The organism is Pedobacter petrophilus (assembly GCF_009674725.1).
Classification (GTDB): domain Bacteria; phylum Bacteroidota; class Bacteroidia; order Sphingobacteriales; family Sphingobacteriaceae; genus Pedobacter; species Pedobacter petrophilus.
This window is the reverse complement of record NZ_WKKH01000009.1, coordinates 90,250-110,283: the sequence shown is the minus strand read 5'-3', so window position 1 is coordinate 110,283 and position 20,034 is coordinate 90,250. Positions and strand designations below refer to the sequence as shown.

Genomic DNA, 20,034 nt, shown 5'->3' with positions numbered 1-20,034 from the left:
TTGGCAGGGATTTTTTATTTTTTTAAATGAGCAAAAAGAAGATACCATTTTTAAATCGTGAAATAAGTTGGCTTTACTTTAACGAGCGTGTATTGCAGGAAGCTGCCGATGAAACTGTCCCGCTTATCGAACGAATAAAGTTTCTCTCTATCTTTTCGTCAAACCTCGAAGAATTTTATCGGGTACGGGTAGCTACGATGACGCGCCTGACTAACCTCAATGATAAAGCAAAGGCACTTTTAGGTTTCAACCCCAGGAAAATCCTGAATGAAATTAAGAATATTGTGGTTAAGCAGGAACGTAAATTCGATCAGCTTTTTCAGGCCACCCTTATTAATGAACTCGCACAAAACAGAATCTTCATTTTAAATGATACCCAGCTGAATGTAAGCCGTGGTGAGTTTGTTAAAAATCACTTTCGTGATAAGATCTTATCAAACCTCGTACCCATCATGCTGGATATGGATAAGCCTTTTCCGGAACTTAAGGACAGGTATCTGTATTTCTTTGTTAAACTCTCTAAAAAAGATACGAAGATAAGAGAGAAATATGCTTTAATAGAAATTCCACCCAACCTGCCCAGATTCCTGGTTTTACCCGAAACCAATGATCTGAAATTTATTATCCTGGCTGAAGACATTATTCGTTATTGTCTTGACGATATCTTCTATGTTTTCACTTATGATAACCTGGAAGCATATTCTATCCAGTTAACCCGTGATGCGGAACTGGATATCGACAAAAATATTAATGATAAATTTATTGAAGATCTAAAAAGCAGCTTAGAAAAGCGTAAAAAAGGGAAGCCAATGCGCCTGCTTTATGATTCTGCCATGCCGCTAAATATGCTTACCGTTCTGGTAAATAAGCTGAAGCTCGAAGCAGAAAGTTTAATTCCGGGCAATCGCTACCATAAATTTGGTGATTTTATTTCTTTTCCTAATGTTGGCAAAAAAGAACTGGAATATGCGCCGAATGTACCCTTAAAGGTGCATGATTTACACCGGACACAAAGTATGTTTGCCAAAGTTGCGCAGCGGGATTACCTGGTAAATCTTCCCTATCAATCTTACGATTACATCATTTTGTTTCTTCGTGAGGCCGCCATTGATCCAAAGGTGACCGAAATTCAGATTACGTTGTACAGACTTGCAGAAAACTCAAAAGTAATTAATGCATTAATCAACGCCGCTAAAAACGGAAAGGTAGTCTCTGTGCTCTTAGAACTTAAAGCCAGGTTCGATGAACAAGCAAATATATTCTGGACGACCCGCCTGATGGAAGAAGGAGTGAAGGTAAATTATGGATTAACCGATTATAAGGTTCATTCCAAAATTTGTCTGGTTAAAAGAATTGAGAAGGAAAAGCCGGTTTATTATGCTAACCTGGCCACGGGAAACTTTAACGAAAAAACCGCTGGGTTGTACTGCGATCACAGTATTTTCACGGCTAAAAAAGAAATTACAAATGATTTAGTCAAGCTTTTTGATGCATTAAGCAAACGTACTGTAACCAAGGGCTATAAGCACTTAATTGTTTCGCCTCTGGAAAGCCGTTCCAAGCTGGTAAATTTCATTAACCGGGAAATCAGAAATGCCAGGGCTGGGAAAATTGCCTATATCTTATTGAAAGTAAACAGTTTGGCAGACGAAGGCTTAATTTCCAAACTTTACGATGCCAGCAACGCCGGGGTAAAAATTCAATTGATTGTACGTGGGATTTGCTGTTTAGTACCAGGTGTAAAAGGCTTTAGTGAAAATATCACTGCCATTAGCATCATCGATAAATTTTTGGAACATGCGAGGGTTTACATCTTCAGTAATAATGGCAAAAATGACATGTATTTATCGTCTGCAGATTTAATGAGCAGAAATTTTGAGCATAGGGTAGAAGTGGGCTTCCCGGTTTTAGACCCCGATGTAAAACAGGAAATTCAGGATATTATCGACCTTCAGTTACAAGACAATACAAAAGCCCGGCAGATTAATGCGTTAAGCAATAATAAATATCATAAAAACAGGTTAAGTAAAAAAATACGGGCACAGGTTGATACCTATAACTATTTAAAAACCAAGCACCAATCATAATGTTAAGATACGCAGCGATAGATATCGGTTCTAATGCAGTGAGGTTACTCATTGCAGATATCAGCAAACAAGATGGAAATTACAGTTACAAGAAAAATACCTTGATTCGTGTTCCGCTTCGTTTGGGCGATGATGCCTTTTTGGATAAACACATTTCTGAAAAGAAGGCAGGAGATTTGATTAAAACCATGATGGCTTTCAAAAATTTGATGGATGTTTATCACGTTTCGGAATACTTAGCTTGTGCAACTTCCGCCATGCGGGAAGCACAAAATGGCCAGGATATTGTGAAAATGATCAAAGAAAAAACTGACATTAGCCTGGAAATTATCGAAGGACAAAGAGAAGCAAATATTATTTATGCCAACCATATTGAAGCTGATCTTGATGATAGCAAAACCTACCTTTATATTGATGTGGGCGGAGGTAGTACCGAGCTGTCTATTTTTGTGAAAGGCTCACCGGAAGCATCTCGTTCCTTTGATATTGGCACCATAAGAATGCTTGATAATCAGGATAAAGAAGAGACTTGGGAAGAAATGAAAGAGTGGGTAAAGGAGCATACTAAAGGACATAAACACCTTGCCGGAATTGGAACAGGCGGTAACATCAACAAGCTCTTTAGAATGAGTGAGGAGAAAGACAATGCCCCACTGTCACTTCAGAAATTAAATGCGCTCTATAATAAACTGACCAGCTACTCACTGAAAGAGAGAATTAGTACGCTAAGGTTAAACCCCGATCGTGCAGATGTGATTATCCCGGCGAGTGAAATTTATTTAACCCTGATGAAATGGACAGGAATTAAGCAAATTTATGTTCCTAAGGTGGGGATGGCCGATGGCATAATTAAATTGTTGATTGAGGAAAACCTGACAGGTGTTAATACGAACGTTTAAAGTTAATTGATATGCCTTGTTGGGCATTGATCTAAAGTAAAGCTTAAAATAGCGTCTGATTTTAATAATCAGACGCTATTTCTTTTTACAACGGTTTTATTCCTGTCTTTTACTTCAATATACCCGGTATTGGGTATTTTTCATCATCACATCTAACATTACTTTTGACGGCATAACCCTGCAAATTATATTTATGAAGTCTAAATTCATCATGCTCATGATAGGTGCAATGTGCACATTGGCCGTTAAGGCTCAAACTGTAGAGGTCTCTGCTTCAGAACCAGATGCCAAAATTATTGTAGACGGCCAAAGCCTGGGTACGGGCAGTCTGAAAATAAAAGTCCCGAAAAATTCTTGTGTAAACGTAAAGATCCAGAAATCAGGGTTTTTACGCTATGAGCAAACTTACTGTAATAAAAAGGGAATGACAGAGCCTCCAAAGAAACAGTTTTTTGATATGAAAAAAGATGATGCGGAAGAGGCTTCCATCAAAACAGACCAAGCCAATATCGACTTTTCCATAGAGGTGAATAAGAAATTGGATATTACTGATGTTTGGAAGAGAGCAAATCAAATCGTAACGGATTATTTCGATGCAATAGAAGTTGCAGATAAAGAAACTTCCTATTTACGTACGGCCTGGAGTATTCAGAGTTTTGCTCAAAATACCATTCGCACCAGATTAATTATCAAGCTATCTAAAAGTGATCCGCTCACTTATAAAGTGAAGTTAGTTAGTGAATATTCTGGTATGCCATTAACCAGTGTCAAAGCCGATGAGCAATTTCACGATTGGGACAGGGTACTTCGAAAATATCAGAATGTGATTTCAGATTTCTCCACGAGGCTGGGAAATCAGTAGTCACAAATAACTTTATCAATTTTAATTGTCCCAAGTTTTAACAAAAAAACGGAATACACACGTTGTGTATTCCGTTACTATATTAAATACGAGAAAGCATTTAAGCCCTTTTTTACTCCAATAATTTGGTCGCAGCCTCGTCAGTAAACCAGGTTAACTTTCCATCAATCGGATCAATTAACTGAGATGGATACAGATCATAATTTTTTTCCTGATCATTAATGACATGCTTTAATGCTTCAGCCTTATTTTCACCAAATACAAGAAAAGCCACGTTATCTGCTTTATTGATTAAAGGTGCAGTAAAACTAATGCGATAGGTATTCAGTTTTTCTACGAATACTGAGGCGATATCAACTTCCTGATCTTTTACCAAAGTAGTATGCGGAAAAATTGATGCCGTATGTGCATCATCACCCATTCCTAAAAGGATCAGATCAAACGCAAGGTCTTCACCATTAAAATGCTTGTCAATTGCTTTCTTATATTCAATCGCTGCCTTTTCCGGAGCCAGGGTTGTATCAACATAAAAAATATGGTCTTCTTTAATTCCGAGGGGATCAAGCAAAGCTTTCTTTGCCATCAAGCCATTATAATTGTCATCAGTTGACGGAACATTTCGCTCGTCGCCAAAGAAGAAATAAACTTTTCCCCAATCAATCCGATGCTCGCCTGCTGTAGCGAGTAAATGATAAAGTGCTTTTGGAGAACTTCCGCCGGTGAGAACAAAGTTAAACCGATCATTTTCTTCGATCGACATTTCCGCAATCTTGATCACATAATCAGCTAAATCCTGATTGAGTTCTTCAAGTGTCTTGTAAATAAGTAAGTTCATGTTTATTCGTTGTTCGTTATTCGTTGTTCGTTTGTAACGACAGGCGAATAACGATTTTGAGATTATTCTTTATTCTTTAGCGGTAAATTAAACCAATGGAAACCATCCCTTGCAATTAATGCCTCAGCTTCCTCTGGTCCCCAGCTGTCAGCAGGGTAATTAGGGAAATTGATTGATTTTTTGCTTTCCCAGGTGTTTAAGATTGGCATTACCAGTTCCCAGGCTGCTTCTACCTGATCTCCCCGCATAAACAAGGTTTGATCGCCCATCATCGCATCTAAAAGTAAAGTTTCGTAAGCTTCTGGTGTATCGCCATCATAAGTTCCTTTGTAATCGAAAACCATATCAACAGGGTTCAATACCATATCTAAACCCGGTCTTTTCGCCTGAACCTGCATGCGAATGCTCATTTCTGGCTGAATACTGATTACCAAACGGTTTTGTTGCCAGTTTTCGGTTACGCCAGAAGAAAAAATCTGATGCGGAACATCTCTGAATTGAATGGTGATGAGTGATGAAGTTTGATTTAAACGCTTTCCGGTTCTTAAATAAAACGGAATGCCCTGCCATCTCCAGTTATCGATATGGAATTTTACAGCTGCAAAAGTCTCCGTATTGGAATGTGGATCGACACCTTTTTCCTGACGATATCCCGGTACCTCTTTTCCTTCTACCCAACCTTTGCTGTATTGACCACGAACGGTATGAAAACGAATATCTTCGGCAGAGAACGGACGCATGGCTTTTAAAACTTCCACCTTACGGTTTCTAATTTCATCTGCGTCAAAATTAATTGGCGCTTCCATTCCGATTAAACAAAGCAATTGCAATAAGTGATTCTGAATCATGTCTCTTAAAGCGCCCGAACCTTCGTAATATCCTCCACGATCCTGAACGCCTAATTGTTCTGTTACAGAAATTTGTACATGATCGATGTAAGTCCTGTTCCAAAGTGGCTCGAACAAGGCGTTGGCAAAACGGAAAGCCATCATATTCTGAACGGTTTCTTTACCCAGATAATGATCGATACGATAGATTTGCTTTTCTGTAAAGATGGTGCTTAACAAAGCATTTAACTCTTTGGCCGACTCTAAATCGTGGCCGAAAGGTTTTTCAATTACAATACGGCTGTTATCTTCATCTTCTGTTAACTTATATTTATGCAAGTATTCAGCAATAACCGGGAAGAAATTTGGTGCAACAGCCAGGTAGAAAATAATCTGCGTGGCTGGTCCGTATTCTTTTTGATATTTGTCTACTGCATCTTTTAAATTTTCGAAAGTTTTCGGCTGCGCGAAATCCGTAGGGCAGTAGTGGATGGTGTTTCCGAAATTATCCCACTTATCTTTTTTAACTTTTCCTGATCTCGAAAATTCATTTACTGCATCTTCAAGCGCAGTTTTATAACTATCATCTGTAAATTCAGTTCTACCCGTACCAATAATGGCAAACTTTTCAGGCATGTAACCTTCAATAAATAAATTATAGAGGGCAGGTGCTAATTTCCTTTTGTTTAAATCACCTGTACCACCAAATATTACAAATATTGTTGGACTTAATGCGGCTTTGGTTTTCATTTTATGTTTGGATTCTTGTCTTTAAAATTTATGATAGTTTATTCCAGTCTGCATGGAAAACGCCTTCCTGATCAATACGCTCAAAAGTATGTGCACCAAAGAAATCTCTTTGTGCCTGAATCAGGTTTGAAGGCATGCGGGCTGTAGTGATGGTATCAAAATAAGTCAGTGTTGAAGCAAATGCAGGGATGCCTATACCGGCATTGATGCATGCTGAAATGGTTTTACGGGTACCGGTTAAGGTGTCTTTAATGATGTTTTGAATTCCTGAATCACCAAATAAATGCTCCAAGGCGTTATCTTTTTCGTAAGCCTGATAGATATCTTCTAAGAACTTAGCCCTGATGATACATCCGCCACGCCAGATCTTAGCAATCTCCTGCAATTGTAAATCGTATTGGTATTCTTTAGAAGCCTGAACCAATAAGTGCATTCCCTGAGCATACGCACTAATCATCGAGAAATAGAATGCATCTTCCAGCTCATCAACAGTAATTTCTATTTTGTTATCCTTTTTGCCAAAAGCCTCTTCCAGTGAAACCCTTAGTTTCTTAAATTTAGACAAATCCCGATTGGAAACAGCTTCATTAATAGTTGGAATAGGCAATTGTAATTCCATAGAAACTTCTGAAGTCCACTTTCCCGTACCTTTAGAGCGGGCTTCATCTTTAATCTGATCTAAAAGATCGTTTTGAGTAACCGTATCTTTGAATAAGAAAATTTCTGCGGTAATCTCCAATAAAAAAGATTGAAGTCTGCCTTCATTCCATTTCTTAAATACCTTATAAATTTCTTCGTTTGAATAACCTAAACCGTTTTTCAGTACGCCATATACTTCAGCAATCAGTTCCATAATGGCATACTCAATACCATTGTGAACCATTTTTACGAAGTGGCCGGATGCACCAGGGCCGATATAAGTAACACAAGGATCTGAACCGACTTTAGCAGCAACGGCATCAAAAACTTCCTTCACTACGTTATAGGCTTTTTTATCGCCACCAGGCATCATGCTTGGACCGAAACGCGCACCTTCTTCACCACCTGAAATTCCCATTCCAAAGAAATGCAAACCATCTTTTTCCAGTTCTTCAACCCTGCGGTTTGTATCTGTAAAATGTGAATTTCCGCTATCAATAATAATATCGCCTTCACTTAATAACGGTTTTAACTCGGCAATAACGCTATCAACAATTGGTCCGGCAGGTACTAATAAGATTAGTGTTCTAGGCGTTTGCAAACTGCCGATAAAAGACTCGATATCGTCAAAACCTTCCAGGCTATGCTTTTGTCCTTCATCTTCCAGCTTTGAGATCATCTTTCGATCTTTATCATAACCAGTTACAGAGAAACCTTTATCTGCCATGTTTAATAATAGGTTGCGGCCCATAGTACCCAAACCTATCATCCCCAATTTGTATTTTTTTGACTCGTTATTTGACATTTTTAAATTTTTATAGTATCCAAAATTAGAACTTACAAACTAATATAGTGGATTTTGATGTTAAAAGATTGTAATAATAATTGTAACCGGTTAGTGTACAATTTACACATTAGGATTAACAGTGAAGATATTGTATTTATCAGCCAGTTTCCAAAGTTTAGCACCACCTTTTATGCCATCTCTATTGGTTACCAGCGTAATATTATCTTCCAGTTTAAAATCGATATGTTTAGAATTGCCACCGCCAATATATAAGGCATTGTAGTTGAAAACTGTTTTATAAATTTCAATAATTTTTTTCAAACGTTTGTTCCATCGATCCGAGCCAATGTCTTCGAAAGCTTTATTGCCGATGTAATCATCGTAATCTTCGGTTTTATTGATAGGAAAATGAGCCAGTTCCAAATGGGGAAGAAGTTCGCCATCAAACAGGAGCGCGGTTCCAAATCCGGTTCCTACTGTGAAAACGATTTCAAATCCTTGCCCTTTTACTACGCCTAAGCCTTGCTGATCAGCATCGTTTACCAATCTTACAGGATGATTTAATACATTTGCCACCCGCTGGGCAAGATCTACATCGGCCCATTTATTTTTAGCAAGATTTGGAGCAGTTTTAACAATCCCGTTGGTTACATAACCCGGAAAACCAATTGAAACCCGGTTAAAAGTTTTTGGAATAGGCTTGATGAGATCCTGAATACCCGTTACAATGTCTTTAGGCGTTGCACCAACAGGTGTTTTACTCTTTAAATATTCTGACAACATATTTCCATCTTCGTCCAGTAAAACTGTTTTGATACTGGTACCGCCAATATCAATGGAAAGAATGTTTGTGTGCCCGCCTTTTTTTTCTGCTGCCATATTCTTGTGATTATATAAACTGATTTCTGCAAATTAATAGAAACAAAAAACATTAAACGAATAGAATAGCAACTAATTTAAAATAGTAAACTACTTAGTCTATATAATTAGTATAATATTTATATGTTTGTGGAGTAATTATAAACAATATGTAGCTACCATGACAGTAAACTATCTCGCATTTGCCATTCCTGCTTTTTTCATTTTTGTCTTCATTGAATATAAAGTTGCTCAGCAAAGAAAAAAAAGTGGGGTTTTTAAGTATGAAAGTTCTGTGGCGAATTTTAGTGTCGGGATTGCAGAGCGGTTATTGAATTTATTCATTGCGGCAAGCTTTTATCAGGTCTATCAATGGGTTTATGACAACTATGCTTTCTTCCATATTTCGGCGAGCTGGTCTGTTTGGTTTTTGCTTTTGCTTGCCACTGATTTTGTGTGGTATTGGTATCATCGGTTAGGGCATGAGATTAATTTTCTTTGGGCTGCGCACATTGTACACCATCAAAGTGAGGAGTTTAATTTTACTGCAGCTGCGCGCATTACGACAATCCAGGCGGTTTTTAGAAATGTTTTCTGGTGTGTTTTGCCGTTAGCTGGCTTTCATCCGAATATGATTATTACGATTTTACTGGTGCATGGTGCGTATTCATTCTTTACACATACCCAGTTAATCGGCAAATTGGGCTGGTTAGAGCATGTGCTGATTACACCTTCGCTTCATGGCGTGCACCATGCATCAGATGAAAAGTATCTGGACAAGAATTATGGTGATGTTTTTGTATTCTGGGATAAGCTTTTTGGTACATTCCAGCGGGAGGAGGAATCCCCAAAATATGGTTTAACTCATCCCATTAAGAGTTACAGCTTTTTATGGCAGCACTTTCATTATTACCTGGAAATAGCAGAAGCGTACAAAAGGGCAGAAGGTGCGAAAGCGAAATGGAACGCATTGTTCGGAAGTCCGGCACTCATGGATCAAAATATCCGCCCGATTTTGGAAGAACGTTATTTTCAGAATAAACAGCAAAAAAGAGGCGAATCAAAGTTTAAAACCTATTTAAACGTTCAGTTAATTATGGTTGTGCTAACATTAACTGGCACCACAATGTTTTACCAATACCTTACCGAAATTTACAAATGGGCAGTATTGATTTTGGTTTTACTTACGCTGATTAATATCGGTGCGTTATTGGAACAACGGGTTTGGATCTATTATCTGGAGGCTTTTCGTTTGATATTTTTGTTCGCTTTTTTCTTCTATTCTTTTCAAATATTTGAATGGGTTGTTTTGCCGATTATATTGTTGATAGTATTTGAACGAATATTCTCTCTGAAAATGCGCTATAATAAGTATATATTAAGCCATTAGTATTCAAAAGTACTTTCTTTATCTTTCGATATTGAAGACCATTAAAATGTTACATTAAGGCATATTGTTTTATATTTTGATTTTCAATTGAAGTATCTTAATCAAGATCATTCAATTTAGCATGCTATCAGCGATGATTTGAATCGTTAGACCATTTACCTTTCAGCTGTTATTTGTGGTTTTTAAAATCATTTAAGTTTAAATTAGGTACAAATTTCTTAAAAATTGTATGTCTACGCTGCCGATTTCAATCCTGTGTATTGCAATTTTTATTTATTATTAATACTTTCGATTTGTTTTTACAATAGATTTATCGAAACAAATAATAACTAAAAAAAATAATTCGGAACATTAACTCGTGGCCACCTATATGTTAATGTTTCGTTAACATATTTTTAACCTGAAGAGGCTTACTTTGTCTGCAAATCTGGAAAAGTAAAACGAATTAGATAATGCTTACTAACCAGATATAGCTAATTATGATTAAAAATTTTACTCAAAAAATTTCCCGGCAGCCATATATTCCACACTTTCAGGAACGCTGTCTGAACACTTTCGAAAAGTTCCGAAAAAACTTTTGTCTTTCAAAACCGATACTGACAATATTATCAGTAGTAATGCTTTTTCAGTTCATTAATTTCAATAATGTATCTGCACAGGTTGTTGCTCAAAATATTACGGTAAAAGGAACGGTTTTAGATGATGAAGACGGACAGATTTTGGTTGGAACAACCATTACAGATGGCAATAAGAGGTTTCTCGGCGTAACCAACGAGAAAGGAAACTACGTCATTAATATTGCTAAAGGTACTACTGTAATTTATAATATGGTGGGCTATACGGCCATCACCAGGATATTTAATAACAATGAAAATAGCGCCATTATCCGTTTAGCTTCTTCTGCCAGCAATTTAAATGAAGTTGTGGTTACCGCTCTTGGTATTAAACGCGAGGAGAAAGCCCTGGGTTATTCAGTTACGAAAGTAGATAGCACAGCATTAACAAACGCCGTCGCCAGTAACTGGACAGAATCGCTCTCAGGAAAGGTAGCTGGCTTAAACCTGGTTCGGAACAGCGGTCCGGCGGCTTCTAACAAAATTATTCTGCGTGGGGAAAATAACCTTACTGGTGATAACGAAGCACTGATTGTGATTGATGGCGTTGTGGCCAGCAGTTCGGCCAGACGTACTGCAGCTTCATCAGGAGGCGTTTACGGAACATCAGGAGATGTAATGCCTGCAGATTTTGGTTCTGCACTGAACGACTTAAACCCTGATGACATCGAAAGTGTTACCGTATTGAAAGGGCCCGGAGCTTCTGCTTTATATGGGCAGCGTGGTGCAAATGGTGCCATCATTATCACCACTAAATCTGGCAAAGCGAACAAAAAACTAAATATTACTTTTACTTCCAATAGCACCTGGGAGCAGGTAAATAAAAGTCCTGAATCGCAAAATCAATTTGGACAGGGGCAGTTTGGGGTGCCGTATTTCTCATATGGTACAACAGTAGACGGGCCCAGTACAAATGCTACCAGCGCCAGTTGGGGAGCGGCCTTAAATACCGGAGCCAGCTTTTTTCAATATGATCCGGCAACTAAAAGTCCGGCTACTGTGAGAACACCATGGATTGGTTATCAAAATCCGGTTGATGCTTTCTTTCAAACCGGATTTGAATCATCAAATTCTGTCAGTTTAGATGGTTCTTACAAAGAGGTAGGCATGAGATTTTCGGCTAGCCACGGCAATAACGAATGGATTGTACCGAATACCGGATTAGAACGGACTTCGCTTTCTTACTCTGCCAATACCAATGTAAATAAAAAGTTAAGCGTTTCTTTCAAGGCGGCTTACAACAACCGGCATAGTGATAATCTACCTGCAACGGGCTATGGCAATCAATCACTCATGTATTGGTTTATGTTTGCACAACCCAATGTAAATACAGATTGGTACAAAGATTACTGGGCACCTGGAAAAGAGAATGTTCAATTTGTAAATATAACCACTACAAATCCTGAAAGTCCTTATGCTATTTCTGAGCAGTACATTAATAAACAACGCAGAAATGGTATTTTAAGCAATATTCAGGCAACTTATAAAATTACAAGTGAGCTTAGTTTATTGCTAAGGGGATCAATAGATTATAACAAAGACATTCGTGAAACCCAACGTCCATGGGATGCCGCAGGAAATAAATTTGCGCAGGGATCTTATCGCACACAGAATATCAATTCTTACGAAACGAACGTAGACTTCCTGATGCGGTATGATAAAAAGATCAGTCAGGATTTACATCTTAATGCCAATGTTGGTGGGAGCCAAATGCGCAACGCATATAAAAAATCAGAATTGCGTGCCGATGGCCTGGCCATTCCAGGATTATTCAGCCTCACCAATAATTTGAGTCCGCTGGTTTCCGTTCCTGATACAGCGAGGTATAGAATTAATAGTTTTTATGCAGCCCTGTCTTTTAGCTTCAAAAATTATTTGTTTCTAGATTTAACTGGTCGCCAGGATTGGAGCAGTACGCTTGCTACACCATTCAGAACGGATAATGTAGGCTTTTTCTATCCATCAGCCAGCACCTCATTAATTGTTTCTGATCTATTATCCCTTCCAAAAGTGATCAGCTTCTTTAAATTAAGGGCGTCGGTTTCTCAGGTTGGTAGCGGAGGTACTACACCATACCGCACAGCTTATAATTATAGTTTGGCTTCGAATGGTGTTTATCCGGATAGTGCCATGACCAATCCAAGTGTGTTGCCAAACCCAAATTTAAAACCGTTAAAAACTACTACCATTGAGTTGGGTACGGAATTACGCTTATTTAAAAATCGTTTAAATTTCGATCTTGCCGCTTATCTTGGCAATACCAAAAATCAAATTCTAAACCGTATTGTAGATAAATCAACCGGTTACAATGTGGCTGTTTTCAATGTTGGACAAGTACAAAATAAGGGAATTGAAATTGCGGTTAATGGTACCCCTATTCAAAGCAAAAAATTTAAATGGGAACTTACCGGAACCTTTACCGCAAACCGAAATAGGATTGAAGAACTGGCCGATAGTTCCGTGGTATTGAGAACAGGCGCTTTAGGCGGCGGACAAATTGTGGCAAACGTAGGTGGAAGTATGGGTGATTTATATGGAAGGGGATATATGCGATCTCCGGATGGACAAATCATTTATGATTCTTCAACAGGTAATGCTAAAATCAGCAGTGCCGATTTAATCTATTTAGGGAATACGACACCTAAATTCAGATTCAGTTTTGGTTCTACCATTACTTACGATCGTTTTAGCATTAACGGATTATTTGATGCACAGTTAGGTGCTGTGGCTCACTCGCTTACTTTCTCCCGAATGGCAGCTTTAGGAAAACTTAACCTTACGCTACCTGGAAGATATAACGGTGTGATAGGAGATGGTGTGGTTCAAAATCCCAATGGCACTTATCGCCCGAACGATGTTGTAGCAACAAATCTCGAAAGTTTCTACACTTCACTTTACGGTTCTGATCAGGCTGAGGGGAGTGTATTCAGAACCGATTACTTAAAATTCAGAGAGGCTAACATTACCTACGCATTCGGACAAGCTTTCTTAAAAAGGATTGGCTTCACCAAATTAACAATCGGGGCATACGGAAGGAACTTATTTATCTGGTCTCCATGGCCGGCATTTGATCCTGAATTTGGAACACTCTCAGGTACGGATATCGTACAAGGTTTTGAAACAGGTCAGTTGCCATCTACCAGAAGTTATGGTGTGCGTTTAGTAGTGGGATTATAAATAGGAAGATAATGAAGACAAAAAATAAAATAACCAGCTATATATTATTAACTGTACTCTGTTTATCGGCTTTCTCTTGTAAGAAAGATTTTAACGAGGTGAATACAGATCCAATCGGACGCTCCACCACCACCGCAGGCCAGTTGCTTGCACCGGCATTGGTGAATGTGCTGTCTACAAATATGGTACGGAACCGTAATTTTAACAATGAGTTGATGCAGGTTACGGTAGATATTGGCGATTCGGAAGGTAAAGTATTTCGATATGATGTTCGCCGGAACCTGGCAGATTATACCTGGAACAACTGGTACCTGGAATTAACGAATTTAAGAGATATTTACACCATCGCAGATCGGCCGGAATCTTTAAATTCATCTTACAAAGGTATCTCATTAATTACTCAGGCCTGGGTTTTCCAACTATTGACAGATGTTTATGGGGATGTTCCTTATCTTGAAGCCAACAAGGGTAAAGAAGGTGTAATAGAACCCGTTTTTGATAAGCAAAAAGATATTTATCTTGATCTTTTAAATAAACTGGAAGAAGCAAACAAGCTGTTGGCAGAAGGAACTGCTATTTCTGCAAGTGCAGATCCTGTTTATCAGGGAGATGTGAGCAAATGGCGCAGGTTTGGTAATTCATTGTATTTGAGGTTATTGCTTCGTATTTCTGGAAAAGCAGATGTGCGTACACAGGTAATTGCTAAAATCAAAGAAATAGCAGATACCAATAAATCGAATTATCCGATTATGGAAAACAACACCCATACGGCCAAAATTCTTTGGAATGGTACCAATAGCAGTACAGCAGTTTACTCTTCACCATTTATGATTAATGTGAGAGCGGTTGATTTCAGAACACCTGCCATTACCGAATTTTTCATCGGTAACTTAGGCTTCTGGAAAGACCCACGCATCACATCAGCCTATGGTATAAATGGTTATAACAGATTTGGCATTGCTGCAGGGCCTGCAGGTTTAATTGGTGTACCAAGCGGTTATGATTCAGGTACATCCATTACCAAACAATCGTATTTTTATTCTGATGCACAAAATGCTAGTATTACACTTCAAACTGACCGCTATACCGGAATTATCATGAACTGTGCAGAGGTAGATTTTATCCTTGCCGAAGCTGCCGCTAAGGGATGGATTTCGGGAACCGGTGAAGCCTACTATACCAAAGGCATAGCCGATGCACTTAACTATTGGTTGCCTACGCTTTTTACTTCAGTTTCTGATCCATTATTAATACAATATATAAATGAAGCAGATATTGAATGGAACAATGCTTTGCCGTTAGATAATACCGCAACAAATACGCCCAGCAAAATGCAATTAATTCAACTTCAAAAATACTATTCATCTTTTTTAGTAGATTTTCAGCAATGGCTGGAGTATCGCAGAACTGGTCATCCGTTTTTACCTAAAGGCACCGGACTGGCAAATGGCGGTAAAATGCCATCAAGATTAAATTATCCATTAGTTACACAATCAACCAACCCAACAAACTATAAAAATGCAGTTGCATCACAAGGTGCAGATGAAATTAATACACTTGTTTGGTGGCAAAAACCTTAATCATATCACAAATAATATGAAAAAGATAATATTTTATTTAAGCACACTAATGGTGATTTGCAGCATTTGGATGGGCTGCAAACGCGAAACCGATTATGTTGATGTTACGGTAAGTCCATACATTTCAAATTTTGATTTACGTAAACTTTTCAAAAATACAGACCTGTTGCTAAATACAGAAAATTTAGGGGGCGCTGATTTTATTAAAGGTGTGGTAATATCAGATCAGGCCAATGGCAATATTCCCGGGGGATTACTTGTGATTCAAAACAGCCGTATTACCGGCAATGGTATTGATTCCATCAGGGGAATTGCAGTAAATGTTGGAACGGAGGCTGCCAAATACATTCCCGGCGATTCTGTTCATATCCGGATTGGCGGATCTACACTTAAACGCATCAATGGAATTTTGCAGCTTGCTGGTGTTGCAGCATCCGGTATTGAGAAAAAAGCTTTAGGCAGATCAATCAAATTAAGGGCTGTTAATACCAGTGAACTGGCAGCCAGATCAGCATTTTATGAAAGTACCTTAGTCACCATTAGTAAAGGTAAGGTTACACCAGAACCTGTTGCCGAAGATACTTATGCAGGTAATAAGTTGATAAATGATGGATTTGGAACCGCAGTTGTACATACCGAAACAGCAGCCAATTTTGCCAATCAAAATCCGACACCATTTGCTGATTTTACTGGAGTTGTACTCACCACAACAAGTGGTGTTCAGCTTTGGCCAAGATCTTCTAATGATGTTTTTGCACTTCCGGAAATCAAACCATCAGCTTTAGTGATTACGGGTTATCTAACCGATCCAAGTAATGGAGATGGAAACTATGAATACATTCAGTTTAAGGCAACCAGAGATATTAATTTTGCAGCTACGCCTTACTCGGTTGTTACTTGCAATAATGCTGGTATTTTAGCTGCACCTGCCATAGGTTGGGCGACGGGCGGCGTAAGAACCTATAAAATTAATATCAATTCCGGTACGGTTAAAAAAGGTCAGTTCTGTTATGTAGGTGGTAATAAAAATATCTGGGGCGCTGGTACCACGAATATCAGTTCATCGGTTTGGATCAGTAGTACACAATATGCTACTGTAAATAGTGTCGATTTTGGTACCGCAACTGCCAATTTACTGGCAAATTCTGGAAATTTAGCAGGTATTGCCGTTTTTGAAGGACTTACCGTAACAGGAACCTCAACTCCTTTAGATGTAGTGATGTACGGTGGAAACGGAGCTGTATATACTGCCGGCCCACCAGAAGCGGGTTACAGAATTACCAATAACGATAAATACAGCACCATTCAAAATAGGAAAACAGTTCTATTTTATGGTGCAGGTACAAATACAAATAAATTTGCTTTTCCATCAACCGCAGGTATGTTTACCATGCTTGGTGGTGTTTATAATAGTGCTACAGGGATCTGGAGCACTGGCAGAACAGCTAAGTTTATTACATTAACGGCAACTTCGCCTTTATCAACTATAGAAGAAACCGTTGGTTTTACAACCCTTTCGAATTAATAAATGTAATACAATAAGCCACCATTTGATGGCGGCTTATTTCAATGACTACAAATTCTTTCTATGAATAGAAGATCTTTCATTCAAAAAACAAGCTTATTAACCACTACGCTATTTGTTAGCTTAAAATCCTTCCCGTCATCTATGTTTTCTATTGATGGGATAGTAAGCGGATCGGTTACCAGTAAAGGCAAAGCCGTGGCTGGTGCAGTAATTTCCGATGGTTATCAGGTGGTACAAACCGACAAAGCCGGTCGCTATGAAATAAAGCTGCACGAACTTGCGCGGTTCGTTTGGATCAGTACGCCTTCGGGTTATGAGTTTAAAACCGAAAGCAGCATTTCAAGACATTATTACAAACCAGATGCTGCCGGAAAATTAAACTTCGATCTTCAGCCCTTAAAGCAGAACGACAATAAGCATAACTTCATCATTTGGGCAGATCCACAGGTGAAAAATAAAAGTGATGTGCAACAGATGATGGAAACCTCAGTGCCCGATACTAAAAAAACGGTGGCTGGGATGGGTAAAACATTGGTACATGGAATTGGCGTTGGTGACCTGGTATGGGATAATTTTGATTTATTTCCAGCTTATGATGAAGCAATTGCACAGATTGGCATTCCTTTCTTTCAGGCTCTGGGAAACCACGATCAGGATTACAGACAAGGTGGCGACGATACTTCAGACAGAACCTTTCAGGCACACTACGGCCCCACTTATTATTCTTTTAACCGAGGGAAGGCGCACTATGTTGTATTGGATGACGTACGCTATTTGGGAACGGAAAGAAATTATGATGGCTATATCACACCAACCCAACTGGATTGGCTTGCAAAAGACTTGCAGTTCGTGAAAAAGGATGCGCTTTTGATTATTTGTCTTCATATTCCGGTACATAATTCAGTAAAAAACAATGACGACTTTTATGCTGTGATCAAAGATTTCAAAAATGTTCACATCATGTCGGGTCATACACACTTTAATAAAAACGTGATCAAAAATGGTGTTTTCGAACACAATCATGGAACGGTTTGCGGCGGGTGGTGGACCGGTCCGATTTGCGAAGACGGAACGCCACGTGGTTATGGCGTTTATGAAGTAGACGGAACAAACCTGAAGTGGTATTATAAATCTACCGGCAGAGACCGGAAAGACCAATTGGCGGTTTACGTAGAAACACTAACGAACCAGAAAAGGGTTATCGCCAATGTTTGGAATCATGATCCGGAATGGAAGGTTGAATATTTCTTAGATGGCAAAGCAATGGGCGCTCTGGCACAGCAAGATGGCTTCGATCCATTGGCGGTGAAACTATACAAAGGCGATAAGCTTCCAAATCCGAGACCTTTTGTTGAAGCAAGATCAACCGAACATTTATTTATGGCGCATTTCGAACCTGCAGTAAAAAAGGTGATGGTAGTAGCAACGGATCGTTTTGGTGAGCAATTTACACTAGAAGTCGATGCTTAAGTTCATATTATCAATTAATATCACCATTACAAAGAAATATTTTTAGCATTTTATCAGTTCAAAAAAATGAAAATCAGCTTATCAGCAATATTAATAACTACCGCTTCTTTAGTGGCACTTAACTCTTACGGACAGAAGAAGACCAAATTTCCGGCATTTAGTGCGGAAGCACACCGGGGCGGGAGAGGTCTCGTACCTGAAAATACGATCATGGCCATGATCAACACCTTAAATATACAAGGCATCACTACGCTGGAAATGGATACCCATATCACAAAAGATGGTCAGGTTGTGGTTACTCATGATGATTATTTAAGTCCGGCATTTATGCTTACGCCTGATGGAAAAGACATTCCTGAAGCTGATGCAAAGCGATATCCGGTATTTGGAATGAACTATGCAGAATTGAAACAATTTGATCTTGGAACGAAGTATTTTGATGCATTTCCAACGCAACAGAAAGTAAAAAGTTACATTCCGTTATTAACAAGCCTGATTGATTCTGTTCAGCATAATATTAAGAAAAATAAACGCCGGCAGGTTTTCTATAACATTGAAACGAAATGTAGTCCGCAGGGCGATGGCATTACTAACCCTGAACCGGAAGTTTTTGTTAAGCTATTAATGGAAGTAATCGAAAAAAAGAAGATTGCACCTTTCGTAGTGATTCAGTCATTCGATAAACGCACCCTTCAAATTATTAATAAAAACTATCCTGAAATTAAAACCTCATTTTTGGTGGCCAATAAGAAAACATATGAAGAGAATATCGCTGATTTGGGCTATAAACCATTTATTTTAAGCCCGGTTTGGCAAATGGTGAATGAAGAACTGGTAACTAAGGCGCATGCAGATGGTGTAAAAGTTATTCCCTGGACTGCTAATAAACTGGAAGACATTCAAAAACTAAAAGATTTAAATGTCGACGGCATAATTTCCGATTACCCTGATGTCTTAGTTCAGGCAAAATAATTATGTTTGAAGAAATATAATTAAATCAGCTCATGAATATAACTTCTTACTACAAATGCCTCATTGCATTTAGCTTATTAATTTTCATTACTGCTACTGCAGGCGCACAAACAGTAGCGTGGGATAGCACCTATCGGCCAGGCAAATACGTGGAGTTGGTAAAGAAGTTTAAAGATGATCCAAAATCGAAAAAAGATATTGTGTTTCTCGGAAACAGCATCACTGCGGGAACCGACTGGGCAAAGCTCTTGGATCTGCCTCAAGCAAAAAATCGCGGTATCTCCGGTGATATTACTTTCGGGGTTTTGGATAGGTTACAGGATGTGATTGACGGGAAACCGTCAAAAGTTTTCATTCTCATAGGGATCAATGACATATCAAGAAATATTCCAGACAGCATTATTTTAAGGAATTACAAAATGATGGTTGCGAGCATTAGAAAAGGGTCAAAGAAAACGCAAATTTACTTCAATACACTTTTACCGGTAAACAGTAGTTTTGAAAAATTCAAAAACCATTATGGCAAAGATGAACATATCCTTTATTTAAATGAGGAGATCAGAAAGTTCAGCGCTAAGAATGTCACGGTGGTTGATCTTTATCCGGTTTTCACAGATCAGGATAAGCATTTACGTGCAGAACTCACGAAAGATGGTTTACACCTTATTCCTGCCGGATATGAAGTCTGGTCAGCTTTTTTAAAGAAAAGTGGTTTCTTAAATTGATAATAGTTTTCTGCTTTTAATTTAAAGATCTCAT

14 protein-coding genes are annotated in these 20,034 nt (G+C 38.5%); 10 read left to right on the top strand and 4 right to left on the bottom strand.

Annotated features, from left to right (window positions below; genetic code table 11):
* Positions 1 to 26: 26 nt before the first annotated feature.
* From ppk1 to GJU39_RS08125, 3 genes are all read left to right on the top strand, one after another.
* Positions 27 to 2,087: a polyphosphate kinase 1 gene (ppk1, locus tag GJU39_RS08135; protein ID WP_154280292.1), complete on the top strand. Its 2,061-nt coding sequence runs from the start codon at positions 27 to 29 to the stop codon at positions 2,085 to 2,087.
* Positions 2,087 to 2,986, top strand: coding sequence for a Ppx/GppA phosphatase family protein (locus GJU39_RS08130; protein ID WP_154280291.1), 900 nt, complete (start codon positions 2,087 to 2,089; stop codon positions 2,984 to 2,986). The genes ppk1 and GJU39_RS08130 overlap by 1 nt, the downstream gene beginning before the upstream one ends.
* A gap of 193 nt (positions 2,987 to 3,179) precedes the next feature.
* Entirely contained in the window at positions 3,180 to 3,848 is a 669-nt protein-coding gene (locus GJU39_RS08125) for a hypothetical protein (RefSeq protein ID WP_154280290.1), read from the top strand.
* Positions 3,849 to 3,960: 112 nt separating this feature from the next.
* Here GJU39_RS08125 and pgl read toward each other — a convergent pair whose 3' ends face one another.
* The 4 genes from pgl to GJU39_RS08105 form a co-directional block, all read right to left on the bottom strand.
* On the bottom strand, positions 3,961 to 4,683 hold the full coding sequence (gene pgl, locus GJU39_RS08120; protein ID WP_154280289.1) for a 6-phosphogluconolactonase: 723 nt from the start codon (positions 4,681 to 4,683) through the stop codon (positions 3,961 to 3,963).
* 62 nt (positions 4,684 to 4,745) lie between these two features.
* Complete coding sequence (gene zwf / locus GJU39_RS08115) at positions 4,746 to 6,260, bottom strand: glucose-6-phosphate dehydrogenase (RefSeq protein ID WP_154280288.1); 1,515 nt, start codon at positions 6,258 to 6,260, stop codon at positions 4,746 to 4,748.
* A gap of 28 nt (positions 6,261 to 6,288) precedes the next feature.
* Positions 6,289 to 7,704 carry an NADP-dependent phosphogluconate dehydrogenase gene (gene gndA, locus GJU39_RS08110; protein WP_154280287.1) on the bottom strand — a complete coding sequence of 472 codons (1,416 nt, stop codon included), beginning with the start codon at positions 7,702 to 7,704 and terminating at the stop codon, positions 6,289 to 6,291.
* Positions 7,705 to 7,806: 102 nt separating this feature from the next.
* Entirely contained in the window at positions 7,807 to 8,565 is a 759-nt protein-coding gene (locus GJU39_RS08105; RefSeq protein ID WP_154280286.1) for an ROK family protein, read from the bottom strand.
* A gap of 160 nt (positions 8,566 to 8,725) precedes the next feature.
* Between GJU39_RS08105 and GJU39_RS08100 the strand changes: the two genes are divergently transcribed.
* The 7 genes from GJU39_RS08100 to GJU39_RS08070 all read left to right on the top strand — a co-directional run bounded on the left by GJU39_RS08100 (position 8,726) and on the right by GJU39_RS08070 (position 20,000).
* A complete protein-coding gene (locus GJU39_RS08100) occupies positions 8,726 to 9,934 on the top strand; it encodes a sterol desaturase family protein (RefSeq protein WP_154280285.1) in 1,209 nt (402 codons plus the stop codon).
* A 617-nt stretch (positions 9,935 to 10,551) separates the two neighbouring features.
* Complete coding sequence (locus tag GJU39_RS08095) at positions 10,552 to 13,725, top strand: SusC/RagA family TonB-linked outer membrane protein (protein WP_245227725.1); 3,174 nt, start codon at positions 10,552 to 10,554, stop codon at positions 13,723 to 13,725.
* Between the two features lie 11 nt (positions 13,726 to 13,736).
* Positions 13,737 to 15,305, top strand: coding sequence for a SusD/RagB family nutrient-binding outer membrane lipoprotein (locus GJU39_RS08090; RefSeq protein ID WP_154280283.1), 1,569 nt, complete (start codon positions 13,737 to 13,739; stop codon positions 15,303 to 15,305).
* 16 nt (positions 15,306 to 15,321) lie between these two features.
* Positions 15,322 to 16,830 (top strand): DUF5689 domain-containing protein, encoded by a 1,509-nt coding sequence (locus GJU39_RS08085; protein ID WP_154280282.1) that lies wholly within the window; start codon positions 15,322 to 15,324, stop codon positions 16,828 to 16,830.
* Positions 16,831 to 16,893: 63 nt separating this feature from the next.
* On the top strand, positions 16,894 to 18,303 hold the full coding sequence (locus tag GJU39_RS08080; RefSeq protein WP_154280281.1) for a calcineurin-like phosphoesterase C-terminal domain-containing protein: 1,410 nt from the start codon (positions 16,894 to 16,896) through the stop codon (positions 18,301 to 18,303).
* A gap of 66 nt (positions 18,304 to 18,369) precedes the next feature.
* Positions 18,370 to 19,275, top strand: a complete 906-nt coding sequence (locus tag GJU39_RS08075; protein ID WP_154280280.1) for a glycerophosphodiester phosphodiesterase family protein — start codon at positions 18,370 to 18,372, stop codon at positions 19,273 to 19,275.
* A 32-nt stretch (positions 19,276 to 19,307) separates the two neighbouring features.
* On the top strand, positions 19,308 to 20,000 hold the full coding sequence (locus GJU39_RS08070; RefSeq protein WP_154280279.1) for a GDSL-type esterase/lipase family protein: 693 nt from the start codon (positions 19,308 to 19,310) through the stop codon (positions 19,998 to 20,000).
* Positions 20,001 to 20,034: the final 34 nt, after the last annotated feature.